This window comes from Devosia chinhatensis, assembly GCF_000969445.1.
In the GTDB taxonomy this organism is placed as follows: Bacteria; Pseudomonadota; Alphaproteobacteria; order Rhizobiales; family Devosiaceae; genus Devosia; species Devosia chinhatensis.
On sequence record NZ_JZEY01000054.1, the window covers coordinates 2,067,650 to 2,083,732 of the forward strand.

The 16,083-nt window shown below is 62.8% G+C and carries 15 protein-coding genes; 6 read left to right on the plus strand and 9 right to left on the minus strand.

Going from position 1 to position 16,083, the window contains the following annotated elements; genetic code table 11:
• Position 1: 1 nt before the first annotated feature.
• From VE26_RS09995 to dnaG, 3 genes are all read right to left on the minus strand, one after another.
• Positions 2 to 286: a DUF2442 domain-containing protein gene (locus VE26_RS09995; RefSeq protein ID WP_046104787.1), complete on the minus strand. Its 285-nt coding sequence runs from the start codon at positions 284 to 286 to the stop codon at positions 2 to 4.
• A gap of 10 nt (positions 287 to 296) precedes the next feature.
• A complete protein-coding gene (gene rpoD / locus VE26_RS10000; RefSeq protein ID WP_046105235.1) occupies positions 297 to 2,354 on the minus strand; it encodes an RNA polymerase sigma factor RpoD in 2,058 nt (685 codons plus the stop codon).
• A 192-nt stretch (positions 2,355 to 2,546) separates the two neighbouring features.
• Complete coding sequence (gene dnaG, locus VE26_RS10005) at positions 2,547 to 4,490, minus strand: DNA primase (RefSeq protein WP_046104788.1); 1,944 nt, start codon at positions 4,488 to 4,490, stop codon at positions 2,547 to 2,549.
• 58 nt (positions 4,491 to 4,548) lie between these two features.
• On the opposite strand from dnaG, the gene VE26_RS10010 reads away from it, so the two are divergent.
• Both VE26_RS10010 and VE26_RS10015 read left to right on the plus strand, forming a co-directional pair.
• Positions 4,549 to 4,941: a hypothetical protein gene (locus tag VE26_RS10010; RefSeq protein WP_046104789.1), complete on the plus strand. Its 393-nt coding sequence runs from the start codon at positions 4,549 to 4,551 to the stop codon at positions 4,939 to 4,941.
• Between the two features lie 39 nt (positions 4,942 to 4,980).
• Entirely contained in the window at positions 4,981 to 5,874 is an 894-nt protein-coding gene (locus tag VE26_RS10015; RefSeq protein ID WP_046104790.1) for a YihY/virulence factor BrkB family protein, read from the plus strand.
• On the opposite strand, the gene VE26_RS10020 is transcribed toward VE26_RS10015, so the two are convergent.
• Together VE26_RS10020 and VE26_RS10025 are read right to left on the minus strand one after the other, a co-directional pair.
• Entirely contained in the window at positions 5,864 to 6,904 is a 1,041-nt protein-coding gene (locus VE26_RS10020; protein WP_046104791.1) for an endo-1,4-beta-xylanase, read from the minus strand. The genes VE26_RS10015 and VE26_RS10020 overlap by 11 nt on opposite strands.
• 19 nt (positions 6,905 to 6,923) lie before the next feature.
• A complete protein-coding gene (locus tag VE26_RS10025; protein WP_046104792.1) occupies positions 6,924 to 7,484 on the minus strand; it encodes an HdeD family acid-resistance protein in 561 nt (186 codons plus the stop codon).
• A gap of 146 nt (positions 7,485 to 7,630) precedes the next feature.
• Here VE26_RS10025 and VE26_RS10030 point away from each other — a divergent pair, with 146 nt between their 5' ends.
• Both VE26_RS10030 and VE26_RS10035 read left to right on the plus strand, forming a co-directional pair.
• A complete protein-coding gene (locus tag VE26_RS10030) occupies positions 7,631 to 8,857 on the plus strand; it encodes an MFS transporter (protein ID WP_342018402.1) in 1,227 nt (408 codons plus the stop codon).
• Between the two features lie 109 nt (positions 8,858 to 8,966).
• A complete protein-coding gene (locus VE26_RS10035) occupies positions 8,967 to 10,112 on the plus strand; it encodes a GGDEF domain-containing protein (RefSeq protein WP_046104794.1) in 1,146 nt (381 codons plus the stop codon).
• Here the strand turns inward: VE26_RS10035 and VE26_RS10040 are convergent, their stop codons facing one another.
• Complete coding sequence (locus tag VE26_RS10040; RefSeq protein WP_046104795.1) at positions 10,113 to 10,565, minus strand: GatB/YqeY domain-containing protein; 453 nt, start codon at positions 10,563 to 10,565, stop codon at positions 10,113 to 10,115.
• A gap of 190 nt (positions 10,566 to 10,755) precedes the next feature.
• Here VE26_RS10040 and carA point away from each other — a divergent pair, with 190 nt between their 5' ends.
• The gene (gene carA / locus VE26_RS10045; protein ID WP_084620331.1) at positions 10,756 to 11,967 is read left to right on the plus strand and encodes a glutamine-hydrolyzing carbamoyl-phosphate synthase small subunit; all 1,212 of its coding nucleotides are present in this window, start codon (positions 10,756 to 10,758) and stop codon (positions 11,965 to 11,967) included.
• A 35-nt stretch (positions 11,968 to 12,002) separates the two neighbouring features.
• On the opposite strand, the gene VE26_RS10050 is transcribed toward carA, so the two are convergent.
• The 3 genes from VE26_RS10050 to VE26_RS10060 all read right to left on the minus strand — a co-directional run bounded on the left by VE26_RS10050 (position 12,003) and on the right by VE26_RS10060 (position 15,025).
• A complete protein-coding gene (locus VE26_RS10050; RefSeq protein ID WP_046104796.1) occupies positions 12,003 to 12,509 on the minus strand; it encodes a cupin domain-containing protein in 507 nt (168 codons plus the stop codon).
• A gap of 50 nt (positions 12,510 to 12,559) precedes the next feature.
• Positions 12,560 to 13,489 carry a KPN_02809 family neutral zinc metallopeptidase gene (gene ypfJ / locus VE26_RS10055; RefSeq protein ID WP_046104797.1) on the minus strand — a complete coding sequence of 310 codons (930 nt, stop codon included), beginning with the start codon at positions 13,487 to 13,489 and terminating at the stop codon, positions 12,560 to 12,562.
• Between the two features lie 63 nt (positions 13,490 to 13,552).
• Positions 13,553 to 15,025 (minus strand): mannitol dehydrogenase family protein, encoded by a 1,473-nt coding sequence (locus tag VE26_RS10060; RefSeq protein ID WP_425283844.1) that lies wholly within the window; start codon positions 15,023 to 15,025, stop codon positions 13,553 to 13,555.
• Between the two features lie 131 nt (positions 15,026 to 15,156).
• Between VE26_RS10060 and VE26_RS10065 the strand changes: the two genes are divergently transcribed.
• Entirely contained in the window at positions 15,157 to 16,068 is a 912-nt protein-coding gene (locus tag VE26_RS10065; RefSeq protein ID WP_046104798.1) for a sugar kinase, read from the plus strand.
• Positions 16,069 to 16,083: the final 15 nt, after the last annotated feature.

The following is a 16,083-nucleotide window of genomic DNA, read 5'->3' on the forward strand; positions in this document are numbered from 1 at the left end:
CCTAGGGTCTGCGGGCAGGCCGGGGTCGCTCCAGCGCGCCGTTTCTGTCCATCTCCTCCTGCAACCAAAGCGGTGAGATGTCAAAATAGTTTGGCCAGGTGGGGACGCCGTTCGCCAGTCCCACCTTGCCGAAATAGGCCCGATCCCGCAAAGGCTCCGTTCCCTCGCCGCGCTGCGCCAGCATGGGTGCCGCATTGAAAGTGCCGGAGGTGCCGTCCGTAAACGTCACCACCAGCTTGAACGGTATGGCCGCGCGGATCGAAGCGACCTTGAGCGGAGCAGCCATGTGGCCGCTCCTAATTGTCCAGGAAGCTCCGCAGCTTCCGGCTCCGGCTCGGATGCTTGAGCTTGCGCAGCGCCTTGGCTTCGATCTGGCGGATACGTTCACGCGTCACCGAGAACTGCTGGCCCACTTCTTCCAGGGTATGGTCGGTGTTCATGCCGATGCCGAAGCGCATGCGCAGCACGCGTTCCTCGCGGGGCGTCAGCGAGGCCAGCACCCGGGTCGTGGTTTCACGCAGATTGCTCTGGATGGCCGCGTCGATCGGCTGGATGGCGTTCACGTCCTGGATGAAATCGCCTAGGTTCGAATCTTCCTCGTCGCCGATCGGCGTCTCGAGGCTGATCGGCTCCTTGGCGATTTTGAGCACCTTGCGAACCTTGTCGAGCGGCATTTGCAGCTTTTCGCTGAGCTCTTCCGGCGTCGGCTCGCGACCGATTTCGTGCAGCATCTGGCGGCTGGTGCGCACGATCTTGTTGATCGTTTCGATCATGTGCACCGGAATGCGGATGGTTCGTGCCTGATCGGCGATCGACCGGGTGATCGCCTGCCGGATCCACCAGGTCGCATAGGTCGAGAACTTGTAGCCGCGGCGATATTCGAACTTATCGACGGCCTTCATCAGGCCGATATTGCCTTCCTGGATGAGATCGAGGAACTGCAGACCGCGGTTCGTGTACTTTTTCGCGATGGAGATCACGAGGCGCAGATTGGCCTCGACCATCTCCTTCTTGGCGATGGCGGCTTCCCGCTCGCCCTTCTGAACCTTGTGCACAAGGCGACGATATTCCCCGATATCGAGCCCGGCCTCGGTGGCCAGGGTCGCGATTTCGCGGCGCAGGTCGGCAATGGTGTCGGTTTCCCGGCGGGCAAATTCGCCCCAGCCCTTGCCCTGGAAATTTTCCAGCTGCCATTCCCAGCTCGGATCGAGTTCGCGGCCGTAATAATTCTCGAGGAAGATCTCGCGCTTGACGCCATAGCTCTCGGCCAGGCGCAGCAGACGACCTTCCAGGCGCACCAAGCGCTTGTTGATGTCGTAGAGTTGCTCGACCAGGCTTTCGATGCGACCATTGTTGAGCGACAGCGATTTCACGTCAGCGATCACTTCGCTGCGCAGGGCGGCCAGCGTCTCGGTTTCCGCATCGGACACAGTCGCCGTACGGTCTTCGGCGTGGCGATCCTGCATCTCGCGCATTTTGCCATAGGCATCGGCGATGCGATCGAAGGTTTCGACCACCTGCGGCTTGAGCTCGGCTTCCATGGCCGACAGCGACAGGGCGTTGTCGAATTCGTCGTCGTCGTCCTCGACCGGGTCCTGCGGGGCCTCGGGCTCCTCGGGCACGTAATCGTCCTCGTCGTCGCCCGACGATGCCTTCTTGGGGGCCGGCTTGGCCTTTTCCTTGGCCACTTCGGGTTCCGGCTTGGCAACCGGCACGGGGATCTCCGGCGCAGCCTGCTTGGCATCGGGGCCGGCATAGGTGGCCTCGAGATCGATGATGTCGCGCAGCAGGATTTCGCCCTGGGCGAGCTGGTCGCGCCAGATGATGATGGCCTGGAAGGTCAGCGGGCTTTCGCAAAGCCCTTCGATCATGGTCTCGCGGCCGGCCTCGATGCGCTTGGCGATGGCGATTTCGCCCTCGCGGCTGAGCAGTTCCACCGAGCCCATTTCGCGCAGATACATCCGCACCGGATCGTCGGTACGATCCGAGCCCGACTTGGCATTGGACGTGCTGGCAACGGCAGTGCCGGTCGTCGCCGCGACTTCAGTTCCGGTGTCTTCCTCGTCCTTTTCGACTTCGGTCTCTTCGACCTCGTCTTCATCGACGACATTGATGCCCATTTCCGAGAACATGGACATGAAGTCTTCGATCTGCTCGGAGCTGACCTCGTCAGACGGAAGGACGGCGTTCAATTCCTCATAGGTCACATAGCCGCGCTTTTTGGCGACTTTGATGAGTTTTTTGACCGCAGCATCGTTCTGATCGATCAACGGACCGTCATTGGAAGTCTCAGGCGCGCCGGATTCCGGCTTCTCGGTATCCTTGGAAACTTTGTTCGCTGCCTTGGTGGCCATCATGTACTCCTCGGAACCGGTGGGCGGATGGTTCCGGCTGTGTCTTTAGGTGGTGACAACTCAAGACAAGGTAAAGGTCTGGTCACCGGACCGTTAACGGCCCATGCCAAAATGGTTCGCATCGGATGGCATGACGAAGTGATTCGCCATAACGCAAAATCGCGCATCGTCGCCGCCCTTGGGGTAACTCCCCTAGAAACTGCGAGTTGCGCGTCCTGATAGCGAACCAAATCCTTCGATCAATGCCTCTGTGCCATCGACAGTGGTAATCTGGTTCTTGATGTCACGCAGCCTTTCAAAGGTTTCTTCGCTTGGGTCTTCGCCCAGCGCGGCTTCGGCTGCTTTCAGCTCTCTATTTAGCTGAACTTTCTTGTTATGCAAGGCCAGCGCATGACCTAAGCCGGTTTCCGCATCCGCGCGAGCCGTCTCCAGTCCCACCTGCCACACGCCCTGCCGGGTGAGCGTGTCGGCCATCCGCTCGAGCGCCGGGCCGTGCCCCCGCGCCCCCAGCGCCGCTCGCAGGTCGTCGGCGGAAATGTCATGATGGCGGACCACCAGCGCCAGGATATCCCCCAGCACCTTCTGCGCAATGGCGGTCTCGCAATCGAGCGCCGCCAGCGCCTCGAACTTGTCCTCGACCACGGCCGGATGGTTGACGAGGGTGAGGATAATCGTCGCCTCGCGCGGCGAGGCCTCAGCCACCGCACTGGGTCGCAGCAACCGCGAATTCTTGAGCGTATCGGAAACAACCAGGCGGGGCGTGCCGCGCGCGGGATAGCCATAGGCCCCGCTCTGTCCATAGGCCGGCTTGCCGCCATTGCGCCAGTTCTGCTGCGCGCCCTGCCGCAATGGCGCGAAGAACGCCTTGATCTTCTCGTCGAACGCCTGCTGGTAATGAAAGCGCACCGAGGAATCCTGGATGGAATTGGCCCGTTCGCGCAGTCGGGCCTGCAGGGCCGCGCGCTCTTCGGGTGCCTCGGGCACCAGTCCGCCGCCGGTCTCGAAACTCCATACCATGTCCGAAAGGCTGCGCGCCTTTTCAATCACGTCTGTAAAGGCGGCCTTGCCCTGCGCCTTGATCAGGTCGTCCGGGTCCTGTCCTTCGGGAAGCGTGGCAATCTTGACGCTCTTGCCGGGCTTGAGATGTGGCAGGATCAGGTCGGCCGCACGTTCGGCGGCCTTGAGGCCGGCCTTGTCGCCATCGAAGCAAAGCACCGGATTGTCGCTCATGCGCCAGAGCAATTGCACATGCTCTTCGGTCAATGCCGTGCCCAGGGGCGCGACTGCCCCTTCGAACCCGGCCGACACCGCCGCGATGACGTCGAGATAGCCTTCCACCACGATAACGGTGGCACCATCCCGCGCTGCGCCCCGCGCCGACTGCCCGTTGTAGAGCGTCTGCCGCTTGGAAAAGAGCTGGGTTTCGGGGGAGTTGAGGTATTTCGCCGGCACATCCGGCGACATGGCGCGCCCGCCAAAGGCAATCACCCGGCCACGAAAATCGGTGATCGGGAACATGACGCGATTGCGGAACCGGTCATAGGTCAGCGGATCGCCGTCGCGGCTGGTCACCAGGCCGGTATCGATCATCGCCTGTGCCGACACGCCGTTTGCCGCAAGATGCTCCTTGAGCCCATTGCGGCTGTCCGGCGCAAACCCAATGCGGAACCGACCCTGGCTCGCCGGCGACACGCCGCGCTCGAAGAGATAGCCGCGTGCCCGCGCCCCGATATTGTGGGCCAGAGCGGCCTCGAAATATTTGGTCGCCAGCTCCATGACGTCGACGAGGCTGCGCTGCTCGGCCTCGCGGCGCTCCGTGCGCTCGTCACGGGCCGGCATCGGCACGCCTGCCATGCCCGCGAGCTTTTCCACCGCCTCGGGAAAGCTCATCCCGGCCTTTTCAGTCAGGAACCGGAAATGATCGCCCGATGCACCGCAGCCGAAACAATGATAGATGCCGCGCCGGTCATCGGCGTGAAAGCTCGGGCTTTTTTCGGCATGGAACGGGCAGCATGCCCACATGTCGCCCTTGCCGGGCTGGCTCTTGCGCTTGTCCCACAGCACATGCTCGCCGACCACCTGCGTGATCGGCAGGCGCTGACGGATTTCATCCAGGAACTGATCGGTAAAGCGCATGTATGTTATCTAGGCATTCACCGACCGTAAGTCACGAACAAGGAACTTATCCACACCCATGCCGCAGACGAAGATGCCCCCCGCCGTCCTGCTGATCCTGACCGCCGGCCCTGCTTTGGCCATCGGCATGACGCTGTGGATCGTCAATGATCTGGTGCCCGCTTGCGACGTGACCGAACATCAGCGCCTGGCCGCGCCTGATGGCCAGTTCGACCTGGTCACGTTCTCGCGCCAGTGCGGCGACAGCACCGATGCCAATATGCAGGCAGCCTTGGTCCCGCCGGACGAGCCTGTTCCGTTCGATGCAGCGAGCTTCGTCTCGGTCGGTGCCGAGGCGAATCTGCAACCGCGCTGGGAGGGGCCCGACAGTGTCGAACTCACCCTGCCCCAAGACGCTGAAATTTACCGCCGAGACGAGACTGTCGCCGGCATCAACGTCCTTTACCGCTGATCGCAATCCTTTTTCTCCCGCACCATCTTCCGTGTGAGCATGACCGAACTGACGACGCCTGTTCCGACCACGAATGCCGATCCCACCTCTCCGTTTCGCTGGCGGCGTGTTCTCTGGCGCACCATCCGGTCCATGGCGCGCATGGAAATGGCGATGAATTGCGCCGGCATCGCCTATTTCGGCTTTCTGTCCCTGTTTCCCGCGGCCAGCGCCATCATTATCCTCGTCGGCCTGCTCATGCCCGTCGAATTCATGGCCGACATGGTCCAGAAACTCGATGGGATCGTGCCCGAAATGGTGCGCCAGACCATTGCCAATCAGCTCAGCAACCTTGCCGACCAGTCCAATACCGGCCTCGGCATCGGCCTTGCCCTTTCGCTGGTCATCGCCGCCTGGAGTGGATCGCGCGGCATCGCGGCCCTGATGTTCGCCATATCGCGCACACGCTCGCAGGATGAAAAGCGCAGCATCCTCGCGGCCATAGCCATGTCGATGCTCGTGACCTTCATCGCCGGGATCACGATGATCGTCATCCTGGCCCTCGTGGCTGGTCTTCCGGCCTTCTTTGGCGCCGTGCCCTTCATCAGTGCCGACCAGGCCCTGATTCTCACCCTGCGCTGGCCGCTCTTGCTGGTCCTGGGTGTCGGCGCCATAGCCGCCTTTTACCGCTACGCTCCCGACCGGCGTTTCAAACGCGCCAAATGGATCTGGCCGGGCGCCCTGCTGGCCACGTCCCTCTGGCTCGCCGCCTGTGCCATTTTCTCGTTCTATGTCGAGCAGCTGGGCAATTTCGAAGCGACGTTCGGATCGCTGGCTACCGCCATCGTTCTGCTGCTCTGGATTTACAATTCAGCGCTGATCATGGTGCTTGGCGCCACGTTCAATGCCGAACTGCAACGGGAAACCGAACGCAGTCGCCCCGCTAGCGCGTGAGCTGCCGGATCAGCGCCACCTCGTCGTCGCGATAAGGCATGCCGTCCGGGTGAAACACATCGTGGAACCAGGGTTCTGGCATGGCCTCGACATAGGGATTGGCCCAGCTATCCCAAGGATAGAGCGTCTGCGAGCGACCCGCGACGAGGCCCCAGCAATAGCAGGCGATCTTCTCGCGCTTGGCGATAGGGAGGATGCCTTCGAACGTGCTGCCCGGCTTGCGCGCCATGAACTCGGTGAGCAAGAGGGGCCGGTCCCTGGGCAGGTCCGCGATCTTGGCCTCGAAAGCCTCGGGAGCCTGGTAGTCGTGGAAGCTGATGACGTCGGAATTCTCGATCTGGATGCGCGCATGCGGATCGTCATAGAGCGTCTTGCCGGCCCAGACCCCGGAGGTGAGCGGCTGCATCGGCGCAGCGCGCCGGGCCCACGAAAAGACCTGGGGCAGCAGGTCAGTCACCAGAGCCCGCTTGTTCTCCAATTCCTCGAAGCGGCCGCCATTGAGGTTGCTCGGTTCGTTCCACACATCCCAGACGATAACCCGTTCGTCTGCCCCAAAGCTCGAGACCACATCCTCCACATAGCCTTCGAGGCGCCCGTACTGGTTGGGATCGGCAAGAGCGCGACCCGGCCCCTGCACCCATTGGGAATTGTGCACGCCCGGCCGCGGCTCGGGCTGCTTTCCCAAGGCGACGTCGGGGTTCCAGACCGAGTCGAACAGCACCAGCATCGTTCTGATCCCCTTGGCCTGCGCGATATCGAGATAACGGGAAATCTGCCCCTTGAACCCTTCTGCATCCTCAGCCCAGAGCAGGTCATGCAGAAACACGCGCATGCTGTTCATGCCCAGCTCTGCCGCCCAGCCCAGTTCGCGTTCGATCAGTGCAGGATCGAATGTCTCCGCCTGCCACATCTCCAATTGGTTGGAAGCGCTCGAGGGCACGAAATTGGCGCCCACGAGCCAGGGCTGGCGGGCATACCATTCATTTGCCCTCTCCGCGCTCCAGCGCCCGGGCACCGACTGGTCAACCATGACGTCCTCCCTGAAAAGTTCAGGCCTTGCTGGCCTGATAGAGCCGCCAGGCCCACCCGAAAAGACCGATCGAAAAGGCGATCAGCAGGATTCCGCCCACGATCATGCCGATGGAGGCGCTGAGCAGTGGAAAGAGCAGGAAGACCAAACCGAGCAGGATGTAGGACAGCCCGGACAGCACCACCGGCCAGATGCGCGCATAACTGTCGCGCTCCCGCACGATGACCACGATCTGCATCGCTCCCACGATGATCGCGGCAATGCCGACCAGCGACGACAGGAAGGTCACCGTGAACACCGTAGCCAGGAACGGACTGATCAGGATCACGATTCCCAGGATCAGCGAGGCGGCATTGGCCACCACGTCGAACCAGTAATTGCCCGACTTGCCACCCCCGAAGGTAAGGCTCCACAATCCAAGGGCTCCATCGATGAGCAGGAGAATGCCGCCGAAGAGCACCAGAACGGCCAGCGCCTCGAGGGGCCAGATCGCCGCATAAAGACCGGCGATCAGCATGAGGACGCCGCGCAGGGCCGTCGCCAGGGCAAAGCGCCGCTTGGTTTGAGAAGAAACCGCCATTCCCCGTCTCCTTGCGAGCGCACTGCGCTCTCTTGCGACACCGAGCCTATCCCTGTCGGAGAGTCGCGCCAACACCCTCGGTGCTATAGTTTTTCTAAAGCGATGAGCGCATTTTGTGCATTGCCCCGCCCGGGCCGGCATGGAATGTGGCCCTTCCAGTTTCTTCCGGTTCCGGTGCCCTCTTGTCCTTGCCCTTGCTCGCGCTTTTTCTTGCCGCCTTCGCTTTCGGTACGGCCGAGTTCGTTATCGCCGGCGTCCTGCCCGATGTCGCACTGGGTCTGGGCGTTTCCATCCCCGTCGCCGGGTTCCTCGTGTCCGGCTATGCCCTGGGCATCGCCCTGGGTGGCCCGCTCCTGACCCTGGCCACCCGGAGCATGAACCGCAAGCTGCTCGTGATCGTCCTCGGTCTGGGCTTCACCTTCGGCCAAGCTCTCTGCGCTCTTGCGCCCAATTTCGAACTGCTCATGGCAGCCCGTGTCTTCGTCTCGGCCCTGCACGGCAGCTATTTCGGCATCGCCTTCATTCTCGCCACGGCCATTGTGCCACCGGAGCGTCGCGGCTTTGCCATGGCGCTGATCCTGGCCGGTCTGACGGTTTCCAACATCCTCGGCGTGCCGGGGGGCACGGCCATTGGCAATGCCCTGGGCTGGCGCGCCACCTTCTGGGCCGTCGGTGCGCTCGGCCTCGTTGCGACGCTTATCATCGCCATCTGGCTGCCCGCGGATGCCGGGCGCTCTGCGGCCAGAAATGGTTTCCGCCGCGAATTCTCCGCGCTGGGCCGGCAGCAGGTGTTCACCGGCATCCTGATCGCAATCCTCGTGATGATCGGCCAGTATAGTCTCTTCACCTACATTGCGCCGCTCCTGCTCACCGTGACCGGGCTTAGCACCGAAATCATTCCCCTCATTCTGCTGCTTTACGGCATCGGCTCGACGATCGGCGTCTTCATCGGCGGCCGCCTGGCCGACTGGCGGCTCATGCCCTCGCTGATCGCGGTGCTCGCCATCCAGGTCCTGCTCTTCATCGCCCTCTTCTATGCAAGCGCCGATCCGGTCCTGATGTCGATCGTGGTCGTGCTATGGGGTGGCGCCAACTTTGCCTTCGGCTCACCACTGCAATCGCGCATGCTCATGTGGGCTGCCGATGCCCCCAATCTCACCTCGGCGTTGATCCCCACCGGCTTCAACATCGGCATCGCCATCGGCGCGATCCTGGGCGCAGCCCTGCTCGATGCCGGTTGGAATTACCAATATCTGCCCCTGATCGGCGCTGCATCCCTCGCTATAGCCGTCGTCATCGCCTCGATTTCTGCGATCCAGGAAAAGCGCAGTGGTCAACGCCCACCCCTCGCCGGACCGGCCATTGCGGTCTGACGAAAGGGCGAACTTATTCATTCAATTTGAACGCCGGTGTAAGGGAACCTTCGGACTTTCGTCTTAAGAGGACGCCACAAGGAACCGTCGGACGAGGGGCGCGGGAACAATGCTGGATAATGCCTCACTGATGGTCGGCATCGCCTTTTCCAGCGCATCCCTCATGGCAGCCCTGTTGATCGGCTGGCTCAATTCCCGCCAGGAATCCTACCTCGTTCACGGCGCCTCGGGCATCGGGCTGATCGTGCTCGGCGTTGGCATCATGGCGTTTAGGAGCGATCAGTACAATCTGCTCGTCACCCTCGTGCCCTATTCGCTGCTGATCATTGCTTTCACGCTGATCTATTCCGCCTCCCGTCTCTTTCGCACCGCCCGGCCGCGCCGCTGGCCGATATGGATGATTGGCGGCCTGTCTCTGGTGGCCCTGCACGTTTCGTTTCTGCTCGGCTATTCGGGCATTGGCACCATCGTGCTCAATCTTTCCGCCGGCATCATCATGCTGCTCTGCGCCCGTGAATACTGGGTGGGCCGCCGGGAGGCGCCGGTTGCACTCAGCGCCAACACTTTCGTCTACGGTCTCACCGCCCTCTCCTTCCTCGCCTGTGCCGCCGTTCTGCTTTGGGAACAGTCCTGGGTGTTGACCGCGCCGGCCGACAATTGGGCCGAGGACTTCAACTCGATCATGTCTCTGGTGGGCCTGACCGGCATCGGCGCCATCACGCTGACTCTGCATCATGCACGCGCCGCGCGACGCCATCGCGACGAAGCCAACACCGATGCCCTCACCGGCGTGCTCAATCGCAGGGCGCTCTTCGCCCGTTTTCCAGAAATCGACACGGTCCACCGCGTCGCCGTCATCATGTTCGATCTCGACCACTTCAAGCAGATCAACGACCGCATGGGCCACGCGCATGGTGACCTGGTGCTTCAGGAATTTGCCCAGATCCTGAAGGCCCATCTGCGCGATCGCGATGTCATCGCTCGCCTCGGCGGAGAAGAATTCTGCGCTATCCTGCCGGGCCTTGACCAGGAGCAGGCCCGCCACGCCGCCGAGCGGGTACGCCTGGCCTTTGCTGCGCTCGACATGCCGATCGGCGTCGAGGGCGGTGTGGCAACGGTCAGCGCCGGCCTCTCCATCGGCGGGGGTACCGAGACGTTTTCATCGGCTCTCAGCCGCGCCGACGACGCGCTCTACAAGGCCAAGCATGCCGGGCGCAACCAGGTTCAGCTGGCCACGCTCCGGCTGGTTGCCTGATCAGGCGCTCAGCGCCTGCCGAACCTGTCCACTCACCTTGCCGAAATCGATCCGGCCCGGGTAATCGGCCTTGAGCTGGGCAATTACCTTGCCCATGTCCTTGGGGCCTTCCGCGCCCGTGGCCGCAATGGCAGCGGTGATGGCAGCGGCAACTTCCTCCTCGCTCAGTCCCTTGGGCAGGAATTCGTTGAGAATGTCGATCTCTTCCTTTTCCACAGTGGCCAGGTCCGCCCGGCCAGCCTGGGCATAGATGGCAAAGCTCTCTTCGCGCTGCTTCACCATTTTCTGAACCATGGCCAGGATCTCGTCATTGGTGGCCGGGCCCTTGCCCTCGCCGCGATTGGCAATGTCGCGGTCCTTGATGGCGGCATTGATGGACCGCAAGGTGGCGGTGCGCCGCTGGTCGCGGGCTTTCAATGCCTGCTTGAGCCCCTCGCTGATGTCTTCACGCATGTCTGTCGGCTCCTTGCTATGCACGATGTCGCCCCCATATAGGCAAGAAACGCGGGCTGCGCCACTTGCGCTGCCCGTCCGGGCCTTCTAAGAGGAGGCCTCAACCGACATCATCGCTGCGACAGTGAGGCAGGCTCCCGCCTCCGCTCTTGCCGCGCGACCCTACGAAACCGTGCTTGGAGACGACAAAGTGACCGGCTGGCAGCAAAAACCCGCGACCGCAGTGCTGATTCTGGCAGACGGAACCCGCCTCGAAGGACACGGCATCGGCGCCGAGGGTCATTCGGCCGGCGAGGTCTGCTTCAACACAGCCATGACCGGCTATCAGGAAGTGCTGACCGATCCGTCCTATGCCGGGCAGATCATCACCTTCACCTTCCCGCATATCGGCAATGTCGGCACCAATGACGAGGATATCGAGACGGTCAACATGGCCGCCCTCTCAGGCGTCCGCGGCGTCGTGCTCAAGGCCGACATCACCAATCCGTCCAATTACCGCGCTGCCGAAAAGCTCGACGCCTGGCTCAAGAAGCGCAATATCATCGGCATTGCCGGCATCGACACCCGGGCCCTGACGGCGCGGATTCGTGAACATGGCATGCCCAACGGCGTCATCGCCCATGAGCCCACCGGTCAGTTCGACGAAGGTTCGATCATGGCCGAGCTCAACGCCTTTCCCGGTCTCGAAGGGCTCGACCTCGCCAAGGAAGTCACCACGGCCCAGACCTATCATTGGGACCAGGCCGGCTGGACCTGGAACGAGGGCTACAGCACGCTCGAAAAGCCGGACTTCCACGTCGTTGCCATCGATTATGGCGCCAAGCGCAATATCCTGCGCTGCCTCGCCGATCAGGGCGCCAAGGTGACGGTCGTTCCGGCCACCGCAACCGCTGCCGATGTACTTTCGCACAATCCCGACGCCATCTTCCTGTCCAATGGCCCCGGCGATCCGGCGGCCACCGGTCAATATGCCGTTCCCACGATCCAGAAGCTGATGGACGCGGGAAAGCCCATGTTCGGCATCTGCCTCGGACACCAATTGCTCGGCCTGGCCCTGGGGGGCAAGACCTCCAAGATGCATCAGGGGCACCACGGCGCCAATCATCCGGTCAAGGACCTCACCACCGGCAAGGTCGAGATCACCTCGATGAACCATGGCTTTGCCGTCGATTCCGACAGCCTGCCCGCTGGCGTGACCCAAACCCATATCTCGCTGTTCGACGGCTCCAATGCCGGCCTGGCCGTGGATGGCAAGCCCATCTTCTCGGTGCAATACCACCCCGAAGCCAGCCCCGGCCCCAAGGACAGCCACTACCTCTTCACGCGGTTCCTCAACCACGTGCGCAAGGAAAAGGGCCTGCCCGAACGGGCCGAATATGTGGCCCCCGGCGACGCCGCTTGAAAATCAAAACCCCGGTCGTTAGGCCGGGGTTTTTCCTAGGCCCATTTGTCCAGGATTGGACCACCCTGCCCGCCGACCGGGTCGGTCCTAGGCAAGGGCACCTGGGCAATACGCTCGTCCGCCTCAGGACGTTCGCCCGCTTCCCCGCGCAGTAGATCGGCACTGAAGCCGGGCGGATAGGATCCCACGACCAGAAAATCCGGGCTCGATCCCAGGTTGCAGTGCCCGGTCCCCGCCGGCAGGACCAAGACATCGCCCGCCTCCACTTCGAACTGCCGCCCTTCCGGCCCGCCCAACATCAGTCGCGCCTTGCCCCTGGCTACGCCCAGGCATTCATGGCTGGTGGAATGGTAGTGGTGAAAATCATAGACGCCATAGCGCCAGGCACTCGGCCAGCCATTGCCATCGAATAGCTTTTCGAGGGCCTCGGCACTGGGCTGCGCCAGCGCCTGCCGGTAGATCACCACCGGCAATGTACTGTTGGGGAAGGCGCCGTCATCGGCAAAGTGCTCGAGCACGACCTTGGCGATATTGCCCTGCATGGATCATCTCCTCTGTCGGGGCACAACGCGCCACCGACAGGCCGGTTCGATCAGACATTGCCCGAGAACGTATCGCAGTCGCCGGGATTGCCCGAAACATAGCCGCGCTCGAACCAGGTCTTGCGCTGCTCCGACGTGCCGTGATTGAACGTCTTGGGCACTGCAAATCCCTGCATGCGCCGTTGCAGAGTGTCGTCGCCGATCTGCTCGGCTGCGTTGAGCGCTTCCTCGATGTCGCCGTCTTCGAGCAGGTTTTGCTGGCCTGCATAATTCGCCCAGACGCCCGCATAGCAATCGGCCTGCAGTTCAACGCGCACCGAGTAAGCATTGGCCTCTTCCTGGCTCATGCGCTGCCGACGCTGGTTGAACTCGGGGAGAACCCCGGTGAGGTTCTGCACGTGGTGACCCACTTCGTGCGCCAGCACATAGGCCTGCGCCAGGTCGCCGGGGGCTCCGAGCTGGCGATGCAGCTGGTCGTAGAAGGAAAGGTCGATATAGACCTTGCTGTCGCCCGGACAATAGAACGGCCCCATGGAGGCATCGGCCAGGCCACAGGCGGAATTGACGCTGTCGGTGAACAGGACGACATTCGGCTCGGGATAATCCTCGCCCAGGGCCGCGAACTGCTCGTTCCACAAATCTTCCGTTTCGCGCACCACGACGGCAACGAAATCGGCCAGCTCGTCCTCACCCTGCGCCGGCAATTGCCGAGAGCTCACGCTCGAACCGGGTGCGCTCGCCGATGATCCGCCGGTCAGCATGTCGAGCGGGTTCTGTCCGGTGGCGAACCACACGATGCCCAGGAACAGCACGATACCGATCAGCCCGGAAATCCCACCGCGCGATCCGCGCCCGCCGCTCGGGATGCGAATGCCGCCGCGATTGCCACCCAATCCGCCCAGACCGCCAAGCCCGCCACCAGCCCGCTGGCCGCGTCGGTCTTCGATGTTGGAACTGCGCTGCCTGCCCTGCCACTTCATCGCTGACGCCTTTCGATCGTGGTGAAACGCTAGCAGTAAGTGCGATGGCGGTGAACGGGTTCCTTAGCCGGCCACCTTCTTTGCGCTGGCCCGGGCGCCCTCGTCGAAAAGCCGCTCGAGGTGCGCGATCACCGACTCTCGGAACCTGCCGTTTGCCGCCAGGTCCTCGCCGAAAACCTCGCTCATGCCCACAAGGCCGTCGAACAGCGCTTCGGGATCGTCGCCGGCATCGGCTGCGATCGCCATCATCTTGAGGGCATGGGGATCGCGCACGTCGATCTCGCCGCCATCTTCGGCCACGCCCGTGACATAGCGCATCCAGGCGGCAACGCCGAGCGCCAGCCGTTCGAAACCCGCTCCCGCCTCCAGCCGGTCGCGGATGGTGCCCAAGAGCCGCTGCGGCAATTTCTGGCTTCCGTCCATGGCAATCTGCCAGGTCCGATGCTTGAGCGCCGGATTGCGGAACCGCTCGAGCAATTGGTCGCGATAGGCCCCAAGATCGACACCGGGCATATCCAGCGTCGGCATGACTTCTTCCGTCATCAGGCCATGGATCAGTGCCACATAGGCGTCATCCCCCATGACCTCGGCAATGTATTCATAGCCGCCCAGATAGCCCGAATAGGCCATGGTCGAGTGCGAGCCGTTGAGCATGCGCAGCTTCATGTGCTCGAAAGGCTCTACGTCATCGACGACCTGCGCGCCCACTTTCTCAAAGCGCGGACGACCGGCCGGGAAATTGTCTTCGATCACCCATTGGGTGAACGGCTCGGTCATGATCGGCCAGGCATCCTCTGCCCCGATGAGCGCGGCAATTTCAGCGCGATCGGCATCGGTGGTGGAGGGCACGATACGATCGACCATCGTCGAGGGAAAAGCCACCGTCTTGACCCATTCCCCCAGCGCGGCGTCCCGCAGGGCCGCGAAGTGGGTCACGATGCGCTTGGCGGTCTGGCCGTTGGAGGGAAGATTGTCGCAGCTCATCACGGTGAAGGGCGCGACCCCCGCCGCCCTGCGCCGCGACAGGGCCTCTACCAGCATGCCCGGAGCCGAACGGGGCGCACCCGGATGGGCCAGGTCATGGGCAATATCGGGATGGCGTTCGTCAAGCTCGCCGGTAGAGGGATCGTGGCAATAGCCCTTTTCCGTCACGGTCAGCGACACGATGCGGATTTTCGGATCGGCCATCAGGGCCAGCAGTTCATCGCGCTGCGTATTCGCGTCCATGACCGAAAGGATCGATCCGATCACTCTGGGATGCGTGCCGGCAGCGTCCCGCACGGCAATGCTGTAAAGACCGTCCTGTGGCTCCAGGGCGTCCTTGGTGTCCGGCCGACGCAGGCTCGCTCCCACGATGCCCCAGCTCAGGTCCTCGCCAAGCAGGTCGTCGACATAGACTGCCATATGCGCACGATGGAACGCCCCGATGCCCAGATGCACGATGCCGGGCGTGACGGCCGAGCGATCGTAAGTCGGCACCTGCGTGCCCTCGGCCAGGTTGGGAAGGCTGGCATTGTTCAAGCGCGGCTGGCTCACGGCAATCTCCAAAGACAGGCGCGTAATCTTGTATGGAAGTGGCGCACAGGATAGAGCCTCTTTAGTCGCAAGCCCTTGCCGGAGCAAGCCCGCACCGGCATAAGCCACACCAGGCTCGCGGGAGGACCATCATGACCAGGCGCATCGTCTCCATTGGGGAATGCATGATTGAGATGAGTGGGGGCGAAGATCGCACCTATCGCCTCGGCTATGCCGGCGACACCCTCAACACGGCCTGGTATCTGCGCGCGCTGCTGGGCAGGGACTGGTCCGTCGATTACCTCACCGCCCTCGGCAAGGACCGCTATTCGGAAGACATCCGCGCCTTTCTGGAAGACAACGACATCGGTACCAGTCACATCCAGACCGTCCCGGAGCGCCGCCCCGGCCTTTACATGATCCACCAGGAAAAGGGCGACCGCCACTTCACCTATTGGCGCGATCAGTCTGCGGCAAAGCTGCTCGCCGATGACAAGCAGGCATTAGCGCATGCCGTCGAAAAGGCCGAGCTGGTCTATTTTTCCGGCATCACCCTCGCCATCCTGGCCCCTCGCGCCCGGGGCCGGCTGCTCGGCGCCATCGTAAAGGCCCGCGACAACGGCGCCCGCATTGCCTTTGACACCAACATCCGCCCGGCACTCTGGACCAGCAATCGCGTGATGACCGGCGTGCTCACTGCCGCCGCCAGCCTTTGCGACATCGTCCTGCCCACCCATACCGACGAAGCGCCGCTCTTCGGCGACAAGTCCATCGACGATACGGCAGACCGCTATCTTGAGCTCGGTGTCGCAGAGGTCGTGGTCAAGGACGGGAGCAAGGAAGCCCTTATTGCCACCGCCGATGAGCGCGTCCGCGTCGCCCCGGCGCCAGGGGCAAAGGTTGTGGATGCGACCGGCGCAGGCGACAGCTTCAATGGCGGCTATCTTTCGGCACGACTTGGCGGCGCAAGCCTCGAGCAGGCCGCCCAGGCCGCCCACCGCACCGCCGGCATCATCATCGGCCACAAGGGCGCGCTGGTGGATCCAAAACTGATCAGAAGCTGATCGCAACTATCCGCC